This window comes from Wolbachia endosymbiont of Dactylopius coccus, from assembly GCF_977011065.1.
This window is the reverse complement of record NZ_OZ347065.1, coordinates 1130904-1151018: the sequence shown is the minus strand read 5'-3', so window position 1 is coordinate 1151018 and position 20115 is coordinate 1130904. Positions and strand designations below refer to the sequence as shown.

The 20115-nt window shown below is 36.1% G+C and carries 24 protein-coding genes and 1 pseudogene; 18 read left to right on the top strand and 7 right to left on the bottom strand.

The features are described 5' to 3' along the window. The first annotated feature begins 161 nt into the window (after window positions 1-161). From ACWHVF_RS06160 to ispG, 11 genes are all read left to right on the top strand, one after another. A complete protein-coding gene (locus ACWHVF_RS06160; RefSeq protein WP_006279413.1) occupies window positions 162-380 on the top strand; it encodes a hypothetical protein in 219 nt (72 codons plus the stop codon). Next, complete coding sequence (locus ACWHVF_RS06155) at window positions 361-654, top strand: type II toxin-antitoxin system RelE family toxin (RefSeq protein WP_306700832.1); 294 nt, start codon at window positions 361-363, stop codon at window positions 652-654. The genes ACWHVF_RS06160 and ACWHVF_RS06155 overlap by 20 nt, the downstream gene beginning before the upstream one ends. A 102-nt stretch (window positions 655-756) precedes the next feature. Further along, complete coding sequence (locus ACWHVF_RS06150) at window positions 757-978, top strand: hypothetical protein (protein ID WP_064125149.1); 222 nt, start codon at window positions 757-759, stop codon at window positions 976-978. Continuing rightward, window positions 959-1270, top strand: coding sequence for a type II toxin-antitoxin system RelE family toxin (locus ACWHVF_RS06145; protein ID WP_064125150.1), 312 nt, complete (start codon window positions 959-961; stop codon window positions 1268-1270). The genes ACWHVF_RS06150 and ACWHVF_RS06145 overlap by 20 nt, the downstream gene beginning before the upstream one ends. 83 nt (window positions 1271-1353) lie before the next feature. Further along, entirely contained in the window at window positions 1354-1575 is a 222-nt protein-coding gene (locus ACWHVF_RS06140; protein WP_006279415.1) for a hypothetical protein, read from the top strand. Window positions 1576-1690: 115 nt separating this feature from the next. Further along, window positions 1691-1840 carry a type II toxin-antitoxin system RelE family toxin gene (locus ACWHVF_RS06135; protein ID WP_447933304.1) on the top strand — a complete coding sequence of 50 codons (150 nt, stop codon included), beginning with the start codon at window positions 1691-1693 and terminating at the stop codon, window positions 1838-1840. 171 nt (window positions 1841-2011) lie between these two features. Continuing rightward, a complete protein-coding gene (locus ACWHVF_RS06130; RefSeq protein ID WP_082860921.1) occupies window positions 2012-2290 on the top strand; it encodes a YggT family protein in 279 nt (92 codons plus the stop codon). Further along, window positions 2291-4405 (top strand): FtsK/SpoIIIE family DNA translocase, encoded by a 2115-nt coding sequence (locus ACWHVF_RS06125; RefSeq protein WP_064125151.1) that lies wholly within the window; start codon window positions 2291-2293, stop codon window positions 4403-4405. 152 nt (window positions 4406-4557) lie between these two features. Beyond that, the gene (locus tag ACWHVF_RS06120; RefSeq protein WP_064125152.1) at window positions 4558-5001 is read left to right on the top strand and encodes a hypothetical protein; all 444 of its coding nucleotides are present in this window, start codon (window positions 4558-4560) and stop codon (window positions 4999-5001) included. 197 nt (window positions 5002-5198) lie between these two features. Then, window positions 5199-5819, top strand: coding sequence for a TRP75-related protein (locus ACWHVF_RS06115; RefSeq protein ID WP_064125153.1), 621 nt, complete (start codon window positions 5199-5201; stop codon window positions 5817-5819). Between the two features lie 17 nt (window positions 5820-5836). Further along, window positions 5837-7117, top strand: a complete 1281-nt coding sequence (ispG, locus tag ACWHVF_RS06110; protein WP_064125154.1) for a flavodoxin-dependent (E)-4-hydroxy-3-methylbut-2-enyl-diphosphate synthase — start codon at window positions 5837-5839, stop codon at window positions 7115-7117. 14 nt (window positions 7118-7131) lie between these two features. Here the strand turns inward: ispG and ACWHVF_RS06105 are convergent, their stop codons facing one another. Beyond that, window positions 7132-7392 carry a hypothetical protein gene (locus tag ACWHVF_RS06105; protein ID WP_064125155.1) on the bottom strand — a complete coding sequence of 87 codons (261 nt, stop codon included), beginning with the start codon at window positions 7390-7392 and terminating at the stop codon, window positions 7132-7134. A 509-nt stretch (window positions 7393-7901) separates the two neighbouring features. On the opposite strand from ACWHVF_RS06105, the gene fumC reads away from it, so the two are divergent. Then, complete coding sequence (gene fumC, locus ACWHVF_RS06100; protein WP_064125156.1) at window positions 7902-9296, top strand: class II fumarate hydratase; 1395 nt, start codon at window positions 7902-7904, stop codon at window positions 9294-9296. A 169-nt stretch (window positions 9297-9465) separates the two neighbouring features. Then, window positions 9466-9780, top strand: a complete 315-nt coding sequence (locus ACWHVF_RS06095) for a GIY-YIG nuclease family protein (RefSeq protein WP_064085789.1) — start codon at window positions 9466-9468, stop codon at window positions 9778-9780. Window positions 9781-10191: 411 nt separating this feature from the next. On the opposite strand, the pseudogene ACWHVF_RS06090 reads toward ACWHVF_RS06095, so the two are convergent. After that, window positions 10192-10446, bottom strand: a pseudogene (locus tag ACWHVF_RS06090) (IS4-like element ISWosp8 family transposase); the annotation flags it as partial. A gap of 1010 nt (window positions 10447-11456) precedes the next feature. After that, the gene (locus ACWHVF_RS06085; RefSeq protein WP_064125432.1) at window positions 11457-12593 is read right to left on the bottom strand and encodes a cysteine desulfurase family protein; all 1137 of its coding nucleotides are present in this window, start codon (window positions 12591-12593) and stop codon (window positions 11457-11459) included. A 155-nt stretch (window positions 12594-12748) separates the two neighbouring features. On the opposite strand from ACWHVF_RS06085, the gene ACWHVF_RS06080 reads away from it, so the two are divergent. After that, window positions 12749-13447 (top strand): alpha/beta hydrolase, encoded by a 699-nt coding sequence (locus ACWHVF_RS06080; RefSeq protein ID WP_064125433.1) that lies wholly within the window; start codon window positions 12749-12751, stop codon window positions 13445-13447. Between the two features lie 238 nt (window positions 13448-13685). Here ACWHVF_RS06080 and ACWHVF_RS06075 read toward each other — a convergent pair whose 3' ends face one another. Then, window positions 13686-14360, bottom strand: coding sequence for an ABC transporter ATP-binding protein (locus ACWHVF_RS06075; protein ID WP_064125434.1), 675 nt, complete (start codon window positions 14358-14360; stop codon window positions 13686-13688). A 314-nt stretch (window positions 14361-14674) separates the two neighbouring features. After that, window positions 14675-15136, bottom strand: coding sequence for a HesB/IscA family protein (locus tag ACWHVF_RS06070; protein ID WP_064125435.1), 462 nt, complete (start codon window positions 15134-15136; stop codon window positions 14675-14677). 47 nt (window positions 15137-15183) lie between these two features. Between ACWHVF_RS06070 and ACWHVF_RS06065 the strand changes: the two genes are divergently transcribed. After that, entirely contained in the window at window positions 15184-16383 is a 1200-nt protein-coding gene (locus ACWHVF_RS06065; protein ID WP_064125436.1) for a deoxyguanosinetriphosphate triphosphohydrolase, read from the top strand. Further along, the gene (ribD, locus tag ACWHVF_RS06060) at window positions 16383-17624 is read left to right on the top strand and encodes a bifunctional diaminohydroxyphosphoribosylaminopyrimidine deaminase/5-amino-6-(5-phosphoribosylamino)uracil reductase RibD (protein WP_064125437.1); all 1242 of its coding nucleotides are present in this window, start codon (window positions 16383-16385) and stop codon (window positions 17622-17624) included. The genes ACWHVF_RS06065 and ribD overlap by 1 nt, the downstream gene beginning before the upstream one ends. Before the next feature lie 521 nt (window positions 17625-18145). Here ribD and ACWHVF_RS06055 read toward each other — a convergent pair. Then, complete coding sequence (locus ACWHVF_RS06055) at window positions 18146-18325, bottom strand: hypothetical protein (protein WP_064124730.1); 180 nt, start codon at window positions 18323-18325, stop codon at window positions 18146-18148. 21 nt (window positions 18326-18346) lie between these two features. Then, window positions 18347-18748, bottom strand: coding sequence for a collagen-like triple helix repeat-containing protein (locus ACWHVF_RS06050; protein ID WP_447933256.1), 402 nt, complete (start codon window positions 18746-18748; stop codon window positions 18347-18349). Window positions 18749-18888: 140 nt separating this feature from the next. Here ACWHVF_RS06050 and truB point away from each other — a divergent pair, with 140 nt between their 5' ends. Both truB and rpsO read left to right on the top strand, forming a co-directional pair. After that, entirely contained in the window at window positions 18889-19827 is a 939-nt protein-coding gene (gene truB, locus ACWHVF_RS06045) for a tRNA pseudouridine(55) synthase TruB (protein WP_447933255.1), read from the top strand. Between the two features lie 12 nt (window positions 19828-19839). After that, window positions 19840-20112 (top strand): 30S ribosomal protein S15, encoded by a 273-nt coding sequence (gene rpsO, locus ACWHVF_RS06040; protein ID WP_006279944.1) that lies wholly within the window; start codon window positions 19840-19842, stop codon window positions 20110-20112. Window positions 20113-20115 lie beyond the last annotated feature (3 nt).

Here is a 20115-nt window from a genome sequence, read left to right as displayed (position 1 = left end):
GTGGTCTAACTTAAGTAATAGAATAGAGGGTAGATAAATATGCTAAATCTTTAATTATTTATTAACGCAGGTGGCAAAATTTTTCTTACATATCATCAACTTCCTTTATTGAAAAATTCAGAAAAATGTTGTATAATTATTAGTAGACTTTGGTAAAACATATGACAGATTCAGGAATTAGTATAACTTTTGACCCAAAAACTTCACATAACCTTACTAAGTTAGCTGAAATCACCAAGGAATCCGTTCAAGAACTAGCAAAAAGGTTAGTCATCGAAGGAATCGAGTGCGAAGTAGAAGATATTGCGTTATATAAAACTATTAAGGAATGTGAGGATGTAGACTGGAACACAGTACTATCTGAAAGGGAGAGGACATAAACTGAAATACGATATTGTCTACTCAAAAAACTTTACTGAAAGAGATTTTCTAAATCTTCCAAAAACAATAAGATCAAGGATTACAAAAGCGATAAACGAGCGGCTTACAACTGATCCAATTAAATTTGGTAAACCATTACGTGGCAGGCTAAAAGGGTATAGAAGAATAAGGGTTAGTGATTATCGAATTATTTATACTGTAAATATTGCAAAACATAAGGTGTTTGTTGCTACAGCAGGACATAGAGACACCATTTATGAGAAGGCTACTTGATAAACATTAAATATATTTTTATACAGCCCTCCTTCCTTTCTTTATTGAAAAATTAAAAAAAATGTTGTAAAATAGCTATAGTAGTAGACTTTGGTAAAACTTATGGTAAATTCAAAAGTTAGTGTAACTTTCAACCCAGAAACTTCGCAGCATCTTGTTGAACTAGCTAGAGCCACCAAGCAGTCTGTTCAAAAATTAACAGAAAAGCTAGTCAAGGAAGCAATCGAACTTGAAGCGGAAGATATTGCATTTTCCAAAATTATTAGGGAGTTAAATGCTGATGATGCAGAAGAAGTAGAGGATAGTGAAGACATCTGGAAATAAGCAATACACCATTAAATATCTAAAGCATGTTCTTAAAAGAAATTTGCCTTCCTTGCCAGAAGATGTAAAGCCAAGTATTAAAGACGCAATAAAAAAGCATCTTGAGACTGATCCTATTGGTAACGGTGTGTTGCTACGCAAGAGATTAAAGGAACATAGAAGAATAAAAGTTGCTGATGATTATCGTATTGTCTACCGTGTAAATACTGCAAAACGTATAGTAATTATTGTTTCAATAGGACACAGGGACAATATTTACAAGCAGGCAATATTGGACCTACTGAAACATTAAATATATTTTTATACACCACTCCTTTCTTTATTGAAAAATTAAAAAAAATGTTGTATAATTATTAGTGGACTTTGGTAAAACATATGGCAAATTCAGGCATTAACATAGCTCTTAGCGAAGAAACTTTAAAGCATCTTGCTGAATTATCTGAATTTACTAAACAGCCCGTTCAAGAATTAGCAGGAAAACTATTTAGAGAAGCAGTTGAGCTTGAAATGGAGGATTTTTTAGTATCTAAAATTTCTGATGAGCGTGATGTTGAAGGTGCAGAAACAGTTGATTTTGAAGATATTAAGTGGGATTAGAGCGTTACAAGGTTAAGTCTCTAAAGAGTGTTGTTGAAAAAGATTTACCAAACCTTCCAAAGACAATAAGGCTAAGAGTTCAAAAGGCTATAAAAGAACGTCTTACAGTTGCCCAATAAATTTTGGTGAACCACTACATCATAACTTAAAAGGACGTAGAAGGCTAAGAGTTGGTGACTATCGTGTAATTTACAGAGTAAATCAATTAGATCATATAGTAACTATCACAGAGATAGGACATAGAGATGATATTTATAAGAAATAAATATCAACATTAATATATATTATACACCCCTCCTTCCTTATCCATTCTCTACTTTAGGTGGCTTTGCGCAGCTCAAAAAATGAAGTTTTTTTTGGTTCAGCAAAAACAACATTTTGAGTTTGAAAAGGTTAAATACTTGTCTTTTATATAACTTTCGTGTAATAGATATGTATGCATCCAATCATATATCTACTCAACACGTTACTTGATCTTTATAGCTTCATTCTAATATGTTGGGTTGTCTTAAACTGGCTGGTTAAACTTAATATGGTGAACATATATAATGAAACTGTCAGTAGCATAATGCACGTCTTGAACCAATTAACATATCCACCACTAAAGATTATTAGAAGATATATACCACCGTTCAATGGATTAGATTTATCTATAATGATATTGCTAATAACAATTCACTTTGTAAAATATACAGTAGCTTACTACTTTAGGTAGATGTTAAAAAAATATCTAAAATCAGCAATATATCTATCCCTTTTAATATATGTATATATATCAGTTTTTAGCTACAACTATAAAGATCCTTCCTTAAACACGGCTACAAATGAGGAAGTGACAAATTTAGGTGGAATAGTAGGTTCATATTTAGCTGATATATTGGTTCAATTTCTTGGATTAACTAGTGTTACAATAGCTACAACCATAGTTTACTTGTTGATCTTCAGGCCAGCAAAAAGGCTGCTGAAAATTCTCTATTTAATATTAATTAATTTAGGGATATGTGCTATATTACCACAACTTTCGCTAGGCATCACAGCAAGGTACAGACACAGTGGAATAATAGGGAATGTACTCGTTAATAACTGCCCATTTTATGTATTTGTGATAGTAACATCAATAGGTCTTGTAGGACTAATTGGTTGGAAGAGAACAATTCACTTTCTATTCTTCTTATGTAAAAAAATAGCTTACTTATTTGTAAAGACTCTATTCTTCAGATTACGTAAAACTGCTGAATATTCAGTTGCACCATTAGTAGTGGAAGAAAAACATAGAATTAAAATCACTACTAAACAACAACCAAAAGAAAGACAGAAAAAAGCCACCGAGGAGATTTTAAGTGAGTTCAAGTTTCCAAGCATCCATTTACTTTCTAAAGCAGAGGAGTCTTTGCAGAGAAAGCAGCTGAATGAAATGGAGAGCAATAAAAATTTATCTCTGTTAGAACAAGTCCTGAGTGATTTTGGCGTGCAAGGAAAAATTATCAGTGTATGCTATGGGCCGGTTGTGACTTTATACAAACTTGAACCACAAGCTGGTACGAAATCTGCAAGAGTAATTGGCCTTGCAGATGACATTGCACGTTCGATGAGTGCACTCTCTGCACGTATTTCAATAATTCGTGGGCAAAATGCTATGGGAATAGAGTTGCCGAACAAGGAACGAGAATTCGTAATGCTGCGTGATTTGCTTGAGTCACCAGAGTACCAAAATGCAAGCTTAAATCTCCCAATTGCGCTTGGCAAAGAAATAAGCGGAAAACCAATTATTGCAGATCTAACTAAAATGCCTCACTTGCTTGTTGCTGGAACCACAGGGTCTGGTAAATCAGTTGCGATTAACACTATGATTCTTTCGCTCGTTTATCGACTCAGTCCTGATGAATGTAAGATGATAATGATTGACCCAAAAATGCTTGAGCTTTCAATATATGATGCAATACCACATCTCATAACGCCAGTAGTAACAGAGCCAAAAAAGGCTGTTATTGCTCTTAAGTGGATAGTAAAAGAGATGGAAAATCGCTATCGCATGATGTCGTATTTGAATGTGCGCAATGTAATAAACTATAACCAAAAAATCACAGAAGCAATGAATAGTGGAATAGAATTGGAGCGCGTTGTGCAGATTGGCTTTAACTCAACAACAGGCAAACCTTTGTTTGAAAAAATACCAATCAAGATGGAGACATTTCCGTATATTGTAGTGATCGTGGATGAAATGGCAGATTTGATGCTTGTTGCTGGCAAAGAGATAGAGTGCTCTATTCAACGTTTAGCTCAGATGGCTCGTGCTGCAGGAATACACATCATAATGGCAACACAACGCCCATCTGTGGATGTGATCACAGGTGTGATAAAGGCGAACTTTCCAACGAGAATCAGTTTTGCTGTTACTTCTAAGATAGATAGCCGTACAATACTTGGCGAACAAGGGGCTGAACAATTACTCGGTATGGGTGATATGCTCTATATGGCCTCTGGTGGTAAGATCATTCGAGTTCACGGCCCATTTGTAAGTGATAATGAGGTGCAAGATATAGTTGATCATCTAAAAATGCAAGGTGAGCCAAATTATATGGAGGAAATCACCAAAGAAGATGAAAATTCTTCTGTGGAATCAGAAGGTGAAACAGAGAATGAAGAAAACGACCTCTACAATCAAGCAGTGGCCATCATTCAAAGAGATCAAAAAGTTTCAACCAGTTACATTCAAAGGCAGCTTAGAATAGGCTATAACAGAGCAGCAAACATCGTTGAAAGAATGGAAAAGGAAGGTATTGTCAGCGCTCCAAATTACTCAGGAAAGAGAGAGATATTGGTTGAATAACAGGGCTTCTTTCTTAACTTAAGTTTCTACACCCTCAAAAAGCAAGTCAAACGAAATTATTAAAAGATCAATACATAATGACAATTGACTTAATAATAATTTAAACATTGGGAATGTAAAATTATAATATATTAATTAACTAGGGGGTAAAAATGTCAACAAATTGGCTTCATAATCTTTTTTTCGGTTCTAATGAATCGGCAATAAAAGCACTAGAAAAACTTCAACAGATGGATGCTGAGCAGTTTCAAAAGGTATTTAGTGCATTAGAAGAATTGCAAAAAAGTCAAATAGGTGATGCTACGCAGTTTAAAGAGGTACAAAAGTATTTAGACGGCCTGCAAGAAAAAGTGGAAACACTCACAGACACAGTAGCAGATCAAGAAAAAACACTACTAATTTGTGCCATAGTCAGTGCTGTTGCCGCAATAGCGATAACTTCTTTTGTTGCATTCTGCATCTATCAGGGAGTTAAACTTGAAAAGGAGAAAGAAAAGAACTCGTCTAAAGATACACCAGACGCAAAACTTAGTAATGTAGATACTACCGATGGTACTGAAAAACTACAGAATAACTTAAAAGTTGCAAACATATAGCTGCATAACACTCTTCTTGAGGAGGTGTTACGCAACTTGTAACACCTTACTCTTCTCTTAGCCTATGTAGGTTTTTTTGATAGCAAACATATCACTTTTTAGAAAAATATTTGTATTGTAAAGTTAGTAAAGATTCTGGTTTACTTAAAGTTTGTTAATTGCTATCTTTTAAAACACGATATTTACTATAGCACCATATGCTTAGGATTTTTTCTAAAGTTTTGTTTATATTAATGTTTTTGGTTTCTAGCTTTTTTACTGTGCATAGTGCTGAAGCTAAATCTAAGCTCAGTAAGAAATACATACCTCCTGGTAACCCTGGTGGTGCAAACTTTCATACAGATGAGGATTTTGCTGAGTCATATAAACTGTATGAGAAGCGTAGGGAATTGCTCAAGAAAAAAAAGTCACAAGATCGAGCTATAAATAAAGAAGATCTAATCAAAAAATTAAAAGAGAAAAAAATTGCTAGTCTTGATAATGAGCCAAATGACATGGAAGCGTGCATAGTCGACGATGAAGAGAGCGCTATGATAAATCAGCATGGTATTAATATCGCACGTTTAAAGGGTGCTGTATTTATAGATCAAGAGCCAGTTTCCCAGTATGAAAGCGAGCAGCATGAAAGTGAACAACAAGAAGGGAAGGAAGTTACTTCAACACGAGAAAAGAAAGTTTCTCCTATAAATATCACTATAAAAGAAACTCCATCAAGAAGAACGTGTTCACATGATTCTATTGCTAATTTGGATAACGTAGATGCTTATAGTTTGAATGGTTCAAGTTCATTTGGCAGCGTAGCTGACACAGTAAAATAGTATCACAATTAATAAGTATGCTAGATAAAGATCTGATATTGAATGACGATGCATATGAATTATCGCCAATTTCCAGGCACAAAACTCATGTTGTAGAAATTGGAAAAGTAAAGATAGGCGGAAATAATCCTGTAGTTGTACAATCTATGGCGCTTGGTGTGCATATAGATTCTGATAATATAAAAAGTAGCGCAAAACATTATGCAAAAGAAATAACAGAACTAGCGCGCGCAGGTTCAGAGTTAGTACGGATTGCTTTGAATTCAGAGGAAGTAGCAAGGGCAATACCTTATATAGTAGAAGAGATAAATAAAGAAGGTTTTGACGGTAAAATATTGGTAGGCTGCGGTCAATATGAGCTAGATAAATTAGTTCAAGATTATCCAGACAACATCAAAATGCTGGGTAAAATTAGAATCAATCCAGGCAATATAGGCTTTGGCGACAAACGTGATGAGAAATTTGAAAGGGTGATAGAGTATGCAATAATGCACGATCTTCCAGTTAGAATTGGGGTAAATTGGGGTAGTCTTGATAAATACCTTTTACAAAAACTAATGGATGAAAACTCCTTGTCCAGTGATCCAAAACCTTCTGACGTTGTATTACGCAAGGCACTTGTAATGTCTGCTCTTGATAGTGCAAAAAAAGCTGAAGAAATTGGTCTAAATTCAAACAAAATAATCATTTCATGTAAAGTTAGCAAAGTACAAGATTTAATTTTAGTTTATATGGCACTTGCAAAATCTTCCAATTATGCGCTGCATTTGGGTTTAACTGAGGCTGGTATGGGCAATAAAGGCGTGATAAATACCACAGCAGGGCTTACTTATTTATTGCAAAATGGCATTGGAGATACAATACGGGCTTCTTTGACTCAACATCCTGGTGAATTGCGTACTAATGAAGTGGTGGTGTGTCAGGAAATACTGCAATCTATAGGCTTGCGACACTTTAACCCTCAGGTTAATTCATGTCCTGGTTGTGGGCGCACGAGTAGCGATCGTTTTCGTATATTAACTGAAGAAGTGAATGGCTATATAAAAACTCATATGCCGATATGGAAGAAAAAAAATCCAGGTGTAGAGCATATGAACATTGCTGTTATGGGATGCATAGTAAATGGTCCTGGAGAAAGCAAACACGCAAATTTGGGAATCAGCTTGCCTGGATATGGAGAAAAACCTGTTTCAGCAGTCTACAAAGACGGCAAGTATTTCAAAACTTTACAAGGTGATAATGTCTCTGAAGAATTTAAGGCAATTATTGACAATTATGTGAAGGAGCATTACACGTAACCTTTCACGGTTAATTAATAGATAAATCGCAAATAAAAAAAGAAAATTAAACCTTGTTTTTCTTTTTCCGCTATTAATATATTTATAACACAATTGAGTTTAAATAGTTGGTATGAAAAGCTTTTTACGAAATTTCTTGCACTATCTTCTGTCATCCCAGTGCCCTGACTACTTGAATCCATATCTTTTTTTCTCTGGTCACGCGCTACCCAGGACGTGGTGTACAAGAATCCTACTAACTTTACTATTAATTCTATTTCCACTTTTAGCATCATCTATAAGCATTGAAGAAAATTGCGATTACGAATATTACCCTAAATTAGATTCTTCTTCTGCTGATGAGTTACACGTTATAAAGCGAAATTATTATAGATACGGTAAGGAATTAAAAATACTAGCAGATGAGAGGATAAAGGAGATCACTTTAGGCACTAGTGATGTAACCAGACTGCATTCTGTGATTTTTAGCAAAACACGATCTTTCATTTGAGCTTTCTTCAATTTAAAGTAAATACAGAAAATTCCTACCTATAGCTAAACTGACCTTACCTTACCCAGAAAAAGTGGAGAGAAAGTTTGGAATGTTTTTTACAAAGAGAATAAACTATTTGCCATATTTTGAAAAAACGTTTTATTTTACTCCAAAAACGTCTTAACTTTCTCTCCACTTTTTCTGGGTAAGGTCACACTTGACTACTTGGATCTAGTATGATTTAATTAACCAAGAAGTAGACATGAAAAAATTATGTAGTGAACCAGTTTGCATGACGCTAAGGAGGAAAATATGGATAGAAAAATGAGAATAGAATCAGACAGCTTAGGGGAAGTAAAAGTACCAAGTGAACATTACTGGGGAGCGCAGACTCAACGTTCTTTAGAAAATTTTAAGATTGGCACAGAAAAAATGCCAGAGCCTCTGATTAAAGCATTAGCAATAGTAAAACTTGCAGCAGCACGTGTTAACATGAAGCAGGGTAGCATAGATAATAATGTAGGGAACGCAATCTGCACAGCCGCAAAGGAAGTAATAGATGGCAAATTTAATAATGAATTTCCGCTTGTTGTTTGGCAAACCGGATCCGGAACGCAGACTAATATGAATATGAATGAAGTGATCAGCAATCGCGCAATAGAGATTTTAGGTGGTAATTTGGGTAGTAAATCTCCGATACATCCAAACGACCATGTGAATTATGGTCAGTCATCAAATGACACCTTTCCAACAGCAATGCATATAGCAGCAGCAGAGCAAATAAACTGCTTGCTTATTCCAAATCTTGAAAAATTGCATAAGGTGCTGGATAATAAGGTTCAGGAATTTAAAAATATAATAAAAGTAGGACGTACTCACTTACAAGATGCAACACCCCTAACACTGGGACAGGAGTTTTCTGGCTATGCAGCCCAGATTAAAAAGGGGATAGAGAGAGTAAAATCAACTTTAAGTGGTATATACGAGCTTGCACAAGGTGGCACTGCGGTTGGTACGGGACTCAATACTAAAAAGGGTTTTGCTGAAGATTTTTCAAGCAAAGTTGCAGAAATTACTAATCTCCCATTTACTTCAGCAGGCAATAAATTTGAAGCGCTAGCGGCAAACGATGCTTTAGTTGAGCTCAGTGGAACACTCAATACAGTAGCAGTCAGTTTAATGAAAATTGCAAATGATATAAGGTTGCTTGGTTCTGGTCCAAGATGTGGAATTGGGGAAATAATGTTACCGGAAAATGAGCCTGGTTCTTCAATTATGCCAGGTAAAGTGAATCCAACTCAGTGTGAAGCAGTAACTATGGTGTGCACTCAAGTTATGGGAAATCATGTTGCTGTGACCATTAGTGGTTCAAACGGTCATTTTGAATTGAATGTGTTTAAGCCAGTGATAATTTACAATGTTTTGCAGTCTATAAGACTTTTAGCTGATGCAAGTTTAAATTTTACAGAAAAATGTGTAGTTGGTATTAAGGCAAATGAAGAGAGGATAAAAGATTTACTGAATCAGTCGTTAATGTTGGTCACTATATTAAATACGCATATAGGGTATGACAATGCAGCAAAAATAGCGAAGCTTGCTTATAAAGAAAATATCACTCTAAAAGAAGCAGCAGCAAAACTTCAACTGCTCACTGAGGAGGAGTTTGAAAGGATAGTGAAACCAGGAGAAATGGTGAATTATTTGTAACCGTTGGGAGTGTTAAATAAATCATACGCGTCAAGTTAAGAGGTATCCGTTCAGTCAATGGCGTCAACTTAGTATCCGTTCAGGATAGCGGCAAGACCATAGAGTAAAAGTGAGTTTACAACAAATGGTGTCATCCCAGTGCTTGACACTGGGATCCAGGTTACTATATATGAAAAGTTATTATGTTTATATACTTGCAAGTGAACGAAATGGAACCTTGTATATAGGTATAACATCAAATTTAATTAAACGAATTTGGGAGCATAAAAGCAAAGCCATTTCCGGTTTTACGTCAAAGTACAATGTTAGTAAATTGGTCTACTTTGAGGAGTTTCAAGACATAAATTTAGCAATTAGTAAAGAAAAGCTTCTAAAAAGCTGGCAGAGAAAATGGAAAATAAACTTAATTGAAAAAACAAACCAAGAATGGAAAGATTTATATGATGAAATCGTATCTGGATTCCAGTGTCAAGCACTGGAATGACACCATTTGTTGTACAAATTACCTTTGCAAACAAATGTTCGTACAGCTGTGTGTCATGTACTTTATTTGCACATTAGCCACTTCCCTGAACAGATACTCAACTTAAGAGCCTCCATTAGCAAACTCTCCTAAAAACATAGTGGCGTTTGGACTTATCTACTTTATTGCGGCTGCCCTGGTCGAATTTTGTATCTGTTCAGATGCATGGCTAATGTACAAATACTGAACAAAAATTCCAGTGCTCCCTTTCTTGTCATCCCAGTGCTTGACACTGGGATCCAGATTGGGCACTAAGTTGATAAACACGAAAGCGGTTAATCCTTTAAACGTTTTTGATGGAACTGTGCGAAAGGACTGGATCCCAGTGTCAAGCACTGGGATGACACCATTTGTTGTGAACTCACTTTTACCCTATGGTCTTGCCGCTATCCTGAACGGATACCGAATTTTAACTTTAGCACGCATGCTTAAAAAGGGCTTGAAAGTTTTTTGGTGCAATAAGTACTTGATAGAGTTTCTACCTCATTACACCAAATAAAACTGAAAAATTTAAACGATACTCAGTAATTTGATCTGGGAAGGCCCTTGTGCATCACACATATGAAGCGATAATATATTACACATAACTAAGTTCGCCCAAAATTCTTGTAATACAGCCTCTAGGTGTATGGTCCCATAATTCCTCCTTTGATGGTATTGTTTTCTCATATTTTATAATACCATCACACTCTGGGACTGTACACCAGAAATTATCCTATTGAATTCTATGATATTATTTTTGTAACATTGTCTAAAGTGTCCAGTGTCAAGCACTGGAATGACACCTGTAGCCCTACGTCATACCGCCGCAGACCGTCATTCCGCCGCGGTATCTCTTAGCCGCTAACACATAGCGGAATTACGATTGTCATCCCAGCGCCCCTATGATGTCATCCAAGTAGCTGACTACTTGGATCCAGGAAAAAGAATGGTGTCATCCGAGTAGCCCCTTTTTTGTCATCCCAGTGCCCTGACTACTTGGATCCAGGAAACTTAGTTGCAAGTAATGCATTGGGTTTGGTGAGTATGGGTTTTGCGTTATAGAATGAAGCACTTTTGGTGAATTTATAAAGAAAGCTGGATCCCAGTGTCAGCTACTCGGATGACACCCTACTAGCAGAAGTTACTCTCAAATGTTTGTTCATGTTAGCTACAAACATTAAGAAATTTACCAAAAAAAAAGGCAAAAGAAGCCCCGTTGGTGACTAGTTATTTATATGTACTTCAAAATATTGGCGTTTTTTATTCTAAACGCTGCAATTTAGCTGCTTTTAAATGCGATTAACCTAAATTATAAACGTTAAGAAATTTACTGAGCGGAAAAAAAGGCAAAGAAACCCTAGGGTAGCTAGTATTCAAATTCTCCCTTGTCTATTTGACGTCTTTTACTGTCTTAAACGCTTTATAAGCGCGTTTCAGCTTATATAGGTAAAAACCCAGAAATGTTGTGAAGACATAAGGTGCACATAGTGCAAAAAATTAAAAATAAGACGCCAACTACGTTGTTTTCTTGCTGTTTAATCTGCACAGATGAAGATAACTGAATACCTTCAGTTTCATGATAAGGGGGCTGGCGGAGTTTGTCAAGTAAGTTTTTACATCTAATTTATAGCTCCCTGCATGATACCACGTATTATCTATACCAAGGTGTTCTTCTTGTAGATATTGTACCAACAATCCACTATTTTTTTTATGTCTTGTGGTTTAGTTTCTGGACCTATACTGATTCTAATTGAACACTCTGCTTGCTCTTTTGTTGCCCCCATTGCAAGCAAAACATGGGAAGGCTCAACTTTTCCAGAAGAACATGCAGAACCATTACTAACTGCAATATGATTCAAGTCAAAATGCATGAGCTGCACATCACTCTTTACTCCTGGCATATAAATAAAACTTGTGTTTGGCAGCCTCTTAGAGTTTTTACCGAAGATTCTTATGTCACTGGCAAGATTTAATAATTCACACTCTAATTGATCGCGTAGCTCCTTTACTTCATCCATTTTTGATAAAAGATCTGGAATATTTTGCAGTGCAGCAGAAAGGCCTGCAATTGCAACAATATTTTCCGTACCACCACGAAATCCCTTCTCTTGTCCACCACCTATTATAATAGGTTCTATCGCAAGTTCTTTATTGAATATTAAAACTCCACTGCCTGCTACACCGCCAAATTTATGGGCGGATAAAGTGAGTAAATCCACTCCTAAATCTTCCATATTAACTTTAATTTTCCCAACACTTTGAGCAGTGTCAGTGTGGCAAATTGCTCCAAACTTGTGTACTATTTTAGCTATTTCCTCAATAGGTTGAATAACTCCGGTTTCGTTATTTGCCATCATAACTGAAACTATTGCTTTGTCTCCTTTAAGTTCGCTTAGAATTTTTTCTAGCTCTAAAAAGTCAACAATGCCCTCCTGATTAACGGGTATTATATATGGATTACATGCAGAATTAAGAATTGAAGGATGCTCTATAGCTGAAATTACATGCAGATAGCCTGCTATTCCTCTCATAACAAGGTTATTCGCTTCAGTCGCACCAGACGTAAAAACTATTTCTTTATCACTTGGAACACCAATAGCATCACGTATGTTATCTCTTGCATCCTGAAGAATCTTCCTCGCTTCTTGTCCTCTTTTATGTAGTGATGATGGATTGAGCGTTTGTTTTAACAAGACCTCAAATATACTTTTTTTTACATTCTCACTAATTGGAGCAGTTGCATTGTAATCAGCATATACGTAACCACTATTTTCTAAAGAGAATGGACTCATCTGTCACTTAAATAAGGTTACCATCAACTATAGCCATAACTATGTACGTTAGCTTTAACACGATAAAAAATTTATTGCAAAAACAGCGAAATTAATACATAATTAATAATTCATGTCATCAATACCTGTCAAGCAGGTTTTTATTAGGAGTTACCGTGGTAGAAGTTTTTTTGAATAATGCAACAAGAAAGATAGAAGGTGAATACCACCAAAGCAAAGATGCCAACGCGCCGGTTGTACTGGTTTTACATCATCACCCTCAATATGGTGGTAATATGGGTAGTAAAATTGTACATGGTATATATACGTCTTTTATCGATAACAATTTTTCTGCATTGAAAATTAACTTTCGTGGTGTGGGAAAATCTACCGGAACTTTTGATAAGGGTATAGGAGAATTAACTGACGCTGCGGTAGCTATTGATTGGCTTCAGGAACATAATCCTAGCAACGTTCCAATTTGGATCGCTGGTTTTTCTTTTGGAGCATGGGTGGCTATGCAGCTAACAATGCGTCGCCCTGAGATAGTGGGCTTTATTGCTCTTTCTCTTCCGGTAACTAAGTACGATTTTTCTTTTCTTTCTCCCTGTCCAGTTTCTGGGCTTGTAATACAAAGCAGTAACGATACAATCTCAGAAGAAAGCGATGTAACAGAATTAGCAAAAAGGTTAATAAATTCAGTAAAAAGTGATCACATGAAATACCATATAATAGACGATACTAATCACTTTCTAAGGGATAAAAAAGAGGAAGTGACTCAAATCGTAGATGGTTATATAAAACTGCGCTTAAACAGTGCAACTATTTCTTCTCAAAAGGTCAAAAAAGAGGTAAGGATAAAAGAATATGCCTAACCTTTACAAATAAGAGAAATGAGTGTAGTAATATAAATGAAAAGGTTTTGTTATGTTTAAAAAGCTATTATTTTTTGTTTTAGCTGTGTTTATGTTATCGGGGTGTTCCCTAAGTAAACAGCGTAAGTTAAAAAGTCCGTGTATAAAAAGCAATGAAAGCGTTTCATGCGAGTTGTACTCTGTTAATGATCATTGGTTAGATAAGTATAAGGCATAGAAATTGTGCTATTTTTTCTATTCACAACTTCACTAATGATCGATCTCTCAATTGGAAAATGCAGTCTGCCTTTTCTGCAAGGAGATGATTGTGTGTTACTATAAGCATAGAGCTGTTATTTTCCTTTACGTATGAATGTAGCAGTAAAAACACGTTAAAAGAATTTGTTGGATCTAAGTTTCCTGTTGGCTCATCTGCAAGTAAAAGCTTTGGAGAATTTACAATGCTTCTTGCAATTGCAATTCTCTGCCTTTCCCCACCCGAAACTTCAGATACCATGCTACTTGCTTTGTTTTCCAGACCAAATTTTTCCAACATTGCTTGCGAATTTTTTTTTGCTTCAGCTTTGCTTTTTCCTGCAATGAGTTGAGGAAGCATAATATTTTCCAACACCGATAACTCTTGTAACAAATAGTGAAATTGATAAACAAAACTAAGAAAATTTCTTCTTACATGAGTTTTATGCTTATTACTGGCTTGTGTGCAATTTATTCCATCTATCGTAACTATACCTGAAGTTGGCTTGTCCAACAAGCCTGCGATTTGCAATATAGTTGTTTTTCCTGCACCTGAATTGCCAATCAGCGCTACTACTTGCCCTCTTGTGACACTTAGGTTGATGTCTTTTACAACAGCAGAATTATCCTTGAAGCTTTTATCTACAGAAGTTAGTTCTAGTGCTACATTACCACCCATGTTTAAAAGACCTATAACCATACAAATGTTGTGCTTGCATAGCAAATGATAGTGCATGACCAGTAAAAAAGAAATAGAAGAATAAACCTCAGTGTCAAGTATACAACTATATGAACGTTGTGACTTGAGAGCACCCTCCACCAGAGAAGAGTGTCATCCCAGTGCTCCGACACTGGGATCCAGGAATTTTGATTGGACACTAAGTTGGTGAGCATAAAAGTAGCTAATCCTATGTTAAAACACAACGTTTGTGATGGGATTTCGTAAAAGGCTGGATTCCAGTGTCACGCACTGGAATGACATCAAATTTTTGACTAAACTGAGAAGCTGTTGCCACAACCACACTGGGATTTAGCAAAGGCATTCTTTATTTGAAAACCAGAACCACTGAGATCCTCAGTATAATCTATAACTGAGTTATTTAAAAATTTTGCTGAACAATTATCAACCATTAATACAGGATTGCCATTTTCATCATTAATTACTATATCTCTACCTTCTTTGCTAAAATTGGAGTGACTTCTATAGTCCTCGCTTTCTTCATAGTCATCATCTTCGTCTTCGTCATCAAACTCATCATCGTAATCATCATCTTCATCATCCAAAGATAGATTTTTATTCATTTGATCCATAAGAAAATTGTATTTGAAGCCAGAACATCCACCACCTGAAACTGCAACCCGTAAAATGGAACTCTTATCCCCTTCCTGCTCTGCAAGAGAGTGGATTTTTTTTAGTGCATTATCAGTTAAGTTGATGTTGTAATTTGTTGACATAGTAACCACCGTTTATTATTGATAATTTATTATAGTAGAAATTTTACATGTCAAACAATAATTTTCTATTAAATTATGCATGCTTTCCAAGCAAAACAAAAGGGAGATACTTCAAAGAGCCAGAAGATGAGAATCGCAGTTGCTTTCAGCGTGATAGGGACCGTATCATTCACTCTAATGCATTTAGAAAATTGGAGTACAAAACACAAGTTTTTATCAATTATGAGCACGACTACTATCGTACTCGGCTTACTCATAGCCTTGAAGTTGCACAAATTGCAAGGTCCATTGCGCGTAGACTTGGCTTAAATGAGGATATCACTGAATGCATAGCGCTCGCACATGATCTTGGTCATCCTCCATTTGGTCATGCAGGTGAAGATGCTCTAAAGAAATCAGTTCAAGATTTGAATCTTGATAATGAGAAGTATGAGTTTGATCATAATGTTCAAGCTATAAGGATTTTAACTTATCTTGAACAAAAACATGCTGATTTTGATGGTATGAATCTAAGTTGGGAGGTGATTGAAGGAGTTGCAAAACATAACGGTCCCTTGCTTGGTCAAAACGCGGAGTCTTCTACAAGTAATCAGCTGTTATTAGAATACAACAAAAAATATGATCTAAAACTTGAAGAATTTTCAAGCATTGAAGCGCAAGTTGCTTCAATTGCCGATGATATTGCTTACAGTGTTCATGATCTTGATGATGCACTCAGGGCGAATTTAGTAACCATCGAAGATTTGCTGAATGTCCCTTTAATTGGAAAAATGTTTAAAGACGTAAGGAGCAGATATTCAGAATTACCTCAGAGCAAACTCATACATGAATCACTGAGTGGAACTATAGGAACTATGATAAGTGATGTTGTTTCTCAGACTGAAAGAAATATTGAAGATCACAAAATAAAAAGCGTAGAAGACGTCAGAAGTCTAAATAAAATGCTAGTCACATTTTCACCAGAAGTTGCGAATGCTACAAAAGAAATGAAAAGATTCAACATGGAGAAAATATACAGAAGCTATAAACTGAGTAGAACGATGAACAAAGCAAAACGCATAATACAGGAACTCTTTCAATGTTTTTATGAAAACCCAAGATTACTTCCCACAGAGTGGAGCAAACTCGCTTGTGAATCTCAGCGTTCAGTAATAATATGTGACTATATCTCAGGTATGACAGATAGATTTGCCATACACGAGCACAGAAGAATTTTTGATACCTCCTATGAAATGACTTCTTTCTAATGACAGATGATCACTTCATGTCAATTGCATTAAAGCTTGCAGAAAAAAATCTTGGAAATGTTGCACCAAATCCTGCTGTCGGGTGTGTTATTGTAAAGGATGGTACAATTGTTAGTGAGGGATATACAGGGATTGGTGGGCGTCCGCATGCGGAGGTAGTCGCTTTGCAAAACGCTAAAGATTCAACTCATGGCGCAACTATATATATCACTCTTGAGCCATGTTGTCATCACGGAGTCACGGGGCCTTGCACTGCAAAAATCATAAAAGCTGGCATAAAAAGAGTAGTAATTGCAACTATTGACCCAGATAGTAGAGTTTCAGGTGGAGGCATTAAAGCTCTGAAAGAAGCAGGAATTGAAGTTGAGCAAGGTATTATGCAAAAAGAGGCAGAAGAACTGAATGTCGGTTTTTTAACCACTAAAGAATTACATAGACCATTTATAGCTTGCAAAATCGCAACAACTCTTGACGGAAAAATCGCAACATTTACAGGCGATAGCAAATGGATAACAAGTGAGGATACGAGAAATTGGATACATGAGCTCAGAGCAAAATATGACGCAATTATGATTGGCAGCAATACCCTTGTTAGTGACGATCCACTCTTAACTTGCAGGTTACCAGGGCTCGAAAATAGATCACCAATAAGGCTAATTATAGATAGCCAGGAAAAATTGCAGGAAGAGCATAATATTGCAAAGACTGCAGACAAAGTAATAACTTGGGTAATCACAAATAAGGAAGTAGAGAGAAAAATAAAAAACATTAATTATTTGATAGTCAATTCAAATCACAAACCTCCTGTCATTCCAGATGTCACCCCAACACACTCTCCTGTCATTCCAACGCCTTCTCCTGTCATCCCAGTGCCCAGACACTGGGATCCAGAAAACTTCAAGCAATTGCATAATGAAAACTGGTCACACGCTGGAATGACATCGGAACATGATGTTATCGGCAAAGTCTGCCTAAAAGACATGGCATCAAAACTTGTTTCAGAAATTGGCATAACAAGATTATTAGTTGAAGGTGGAGGAGTGTTAATCACAGAGCTACTGAAGCATAGTTTAATCGACAGGCTGATAATCTGCCGTAGTGGTAAAATTCTAGGTAATGATGCCATCCCTTTTATAGGAGATTTAGGGATTCAATCTATTAACAAGTGCTATCAGTTCAAAAAAGCAAAGGTAATAGATTTTGATGAGGATGTAGCTGAGGTGTGGGATAGGCTATTGTAACTTTTACATACTCAGATGAAAGGAGAAAAGAAAGAGGTAAAAAATTGTATCCGTTCAGGATAGCGGCAAGACCATAGGGTAAAAGTGAGTTCACAACAAATGGTGTCATCCCAGTGCTTGACACTGGGATCCAGTCCTTTCGCACAGTTCCATCAAAGTATCCGTTCAGCAGAGTGGCAAAATAGGTAGACAAGGTGATCTAAAAAGATAATCATAGAGTAAATGTGAGGTAAGTCCTTACAATAAATGGTGTCATCCAAGTAGCCGACACTGGGATCCAGAAAAAAGAATGGTGTCATTCCAGTGCTTGACACTGGAATCCAGCTTTTTCATAATCATTAAAACGTTGTATTTTAACATAAAACAGCTATTTTTATGCTCGCCAACTTAATAAAATTCCTGGATCCCAGTGTCAAGCACTGGGATGACACCCTCCTGATGGGCCAAAATCACAATGTTCGTACAGTTATGCATTTGTTGTGCAAATTACCTTTGCAAACAAATGTTCGTACAGCTGTGTGTCACACACTTTGCTTCAATATTTGCACATTAGCCACTCCCTTGAACAGATACCCATCAAAAACGTTTAAAGGATTAACCGCTTTCGTGTTTATCAACTTAGTGCCCAATCTGGATCCCAGTGTCAAGCACTGGGATGACAAGAAAGGGAGCACTGGAATTTTTGTTTCAGCATTAGCCATGCACCTGAACAGATACATTTGTTATGCTGTTTTTATTTGAAACTTATCTTGAAATATTTTCATAACTTCAGGTTTTTGTAGTTCAGATTTAAGATCGAGTGTTTCACCTTTCTCACCTGGATCACCTTTATCGCCTTTCTCACCCTGAGGTCCTTTCTCACCTGGATCACCTTTCTCACCAATCGCATGCATTCGCTGATATGAAGCATAAGCTGCTGCAGCAAAATATATAGCTGCAATAAATAGAACTGCAATTCCAGCAGGGCTAGCAACAAGTGCTAAAGATGCAGGGCCAGCAATTACTTTAGTAGCAATTAATATTGCTGTTATTGCTCCCGCTAAAGATGCAACTGCAACTAAACCTTCAATACTTATTTTTGTTATATGTGCAGTATTTTCCCACTTCGTGTTTCCTATAGTCATAATAGTCCCCTTAAATAAGGCTAATAAAAAGGTTAAGTATATGTTAATAATGCATGCTAGTCAAGCCATTTTTACATCATTATTTAAAGTATATATTTCAAGCTGCTTCCTAAACTGTTACCAATTGTATATAATTAACTATGAAACATGGTTGGCTGAATCTTGATAAATCAATAGGAATTAGTTCTGCACAAGCTGTAACCCAAGTTAAAAAGATCTTTGGAATTAAGAAAGCTGGTCATCTGGGAACACTTGATCCTTTAGCTTCAGGTGTGTTGCCAATTGCTCTTGGTGAAGCAACAAAAACTATACCCTATTTATTTTGCGATTCAAAAGCGTATAATTTTACAATAAAATGGGGTGAGCAAAGAACCACAGACGATTTAGATGGTGATATTATTAGAACTAGTGATATAAGACCAGAATATAATCAAATAAATTGTGCAATTGAAAATTTTATTGGTGAGATCAAGCAGACACCTCCTCAATTTTCAGCAATAAAAATCAAAGGAGCAAGGGCGTATAAATTGGCAAGAAGTGGGCAAAAGGTGAATATAAAGCCCAGACAAGTCAAAATACATGAACTGAAATTGATATCTGTGGATACCATAAATAATAGTGCAGATTTTTCTATGATGTGCGGTAGTGGTGTATATGTGAGATCAATTGCTCGTGATCTTGGCATTGCATTAAATTGTTTTGGACACATTACGAAATTAAGAAGAACTATGGTAGGTGACTTTAGAGAAAACGAATCAGTGACAATTGAACAGCTCGCTGAAAGAAACACAACAACTTACTCTCCGATAACAAAAGGTGATACTGGAGTAATAGAAGGTACAGGGAGTAATGCAAAAAGTTTCATCATTCCCATTGAATCGGCTTTAAGATCGATGTTCAAAGTTGAAATTTCCCCAGAAGATGCGGGGAAAATCAGAAAAGGTCAGGAAATTGTATTAAATAACTTGCGTAATTTAAAGAATTATGATATTTGTTGTACGATAGTGGGTAGTGTAACTATTGCAATCTGCAGTTTTATTTATGGTTGTGTGAAACCTATTCGTGTTTTTAATATTTAAAATGAGGTTTAGATGTCGATAACATCCGAAAAGAAAAAGAGTTTGATAAATATATATGCAATTAAAGAAGATGATACAGGTTCATCTTTTGTACAATGTGCAATTTTGACCGAGAGAATCAGTAACTTAACTGAGCATTTTAAAGTGCACAAGCATGACCATCACTCTAAGCGTGGTTTACTTATATTGATAGGTAGAAGACGCAAGCACTTAAATTATATAAAGCGTAAATTTGGTAATGAAGCCTACCAGGAATTAATAGAGAAGTTAGGCATTAGAAAATAATCG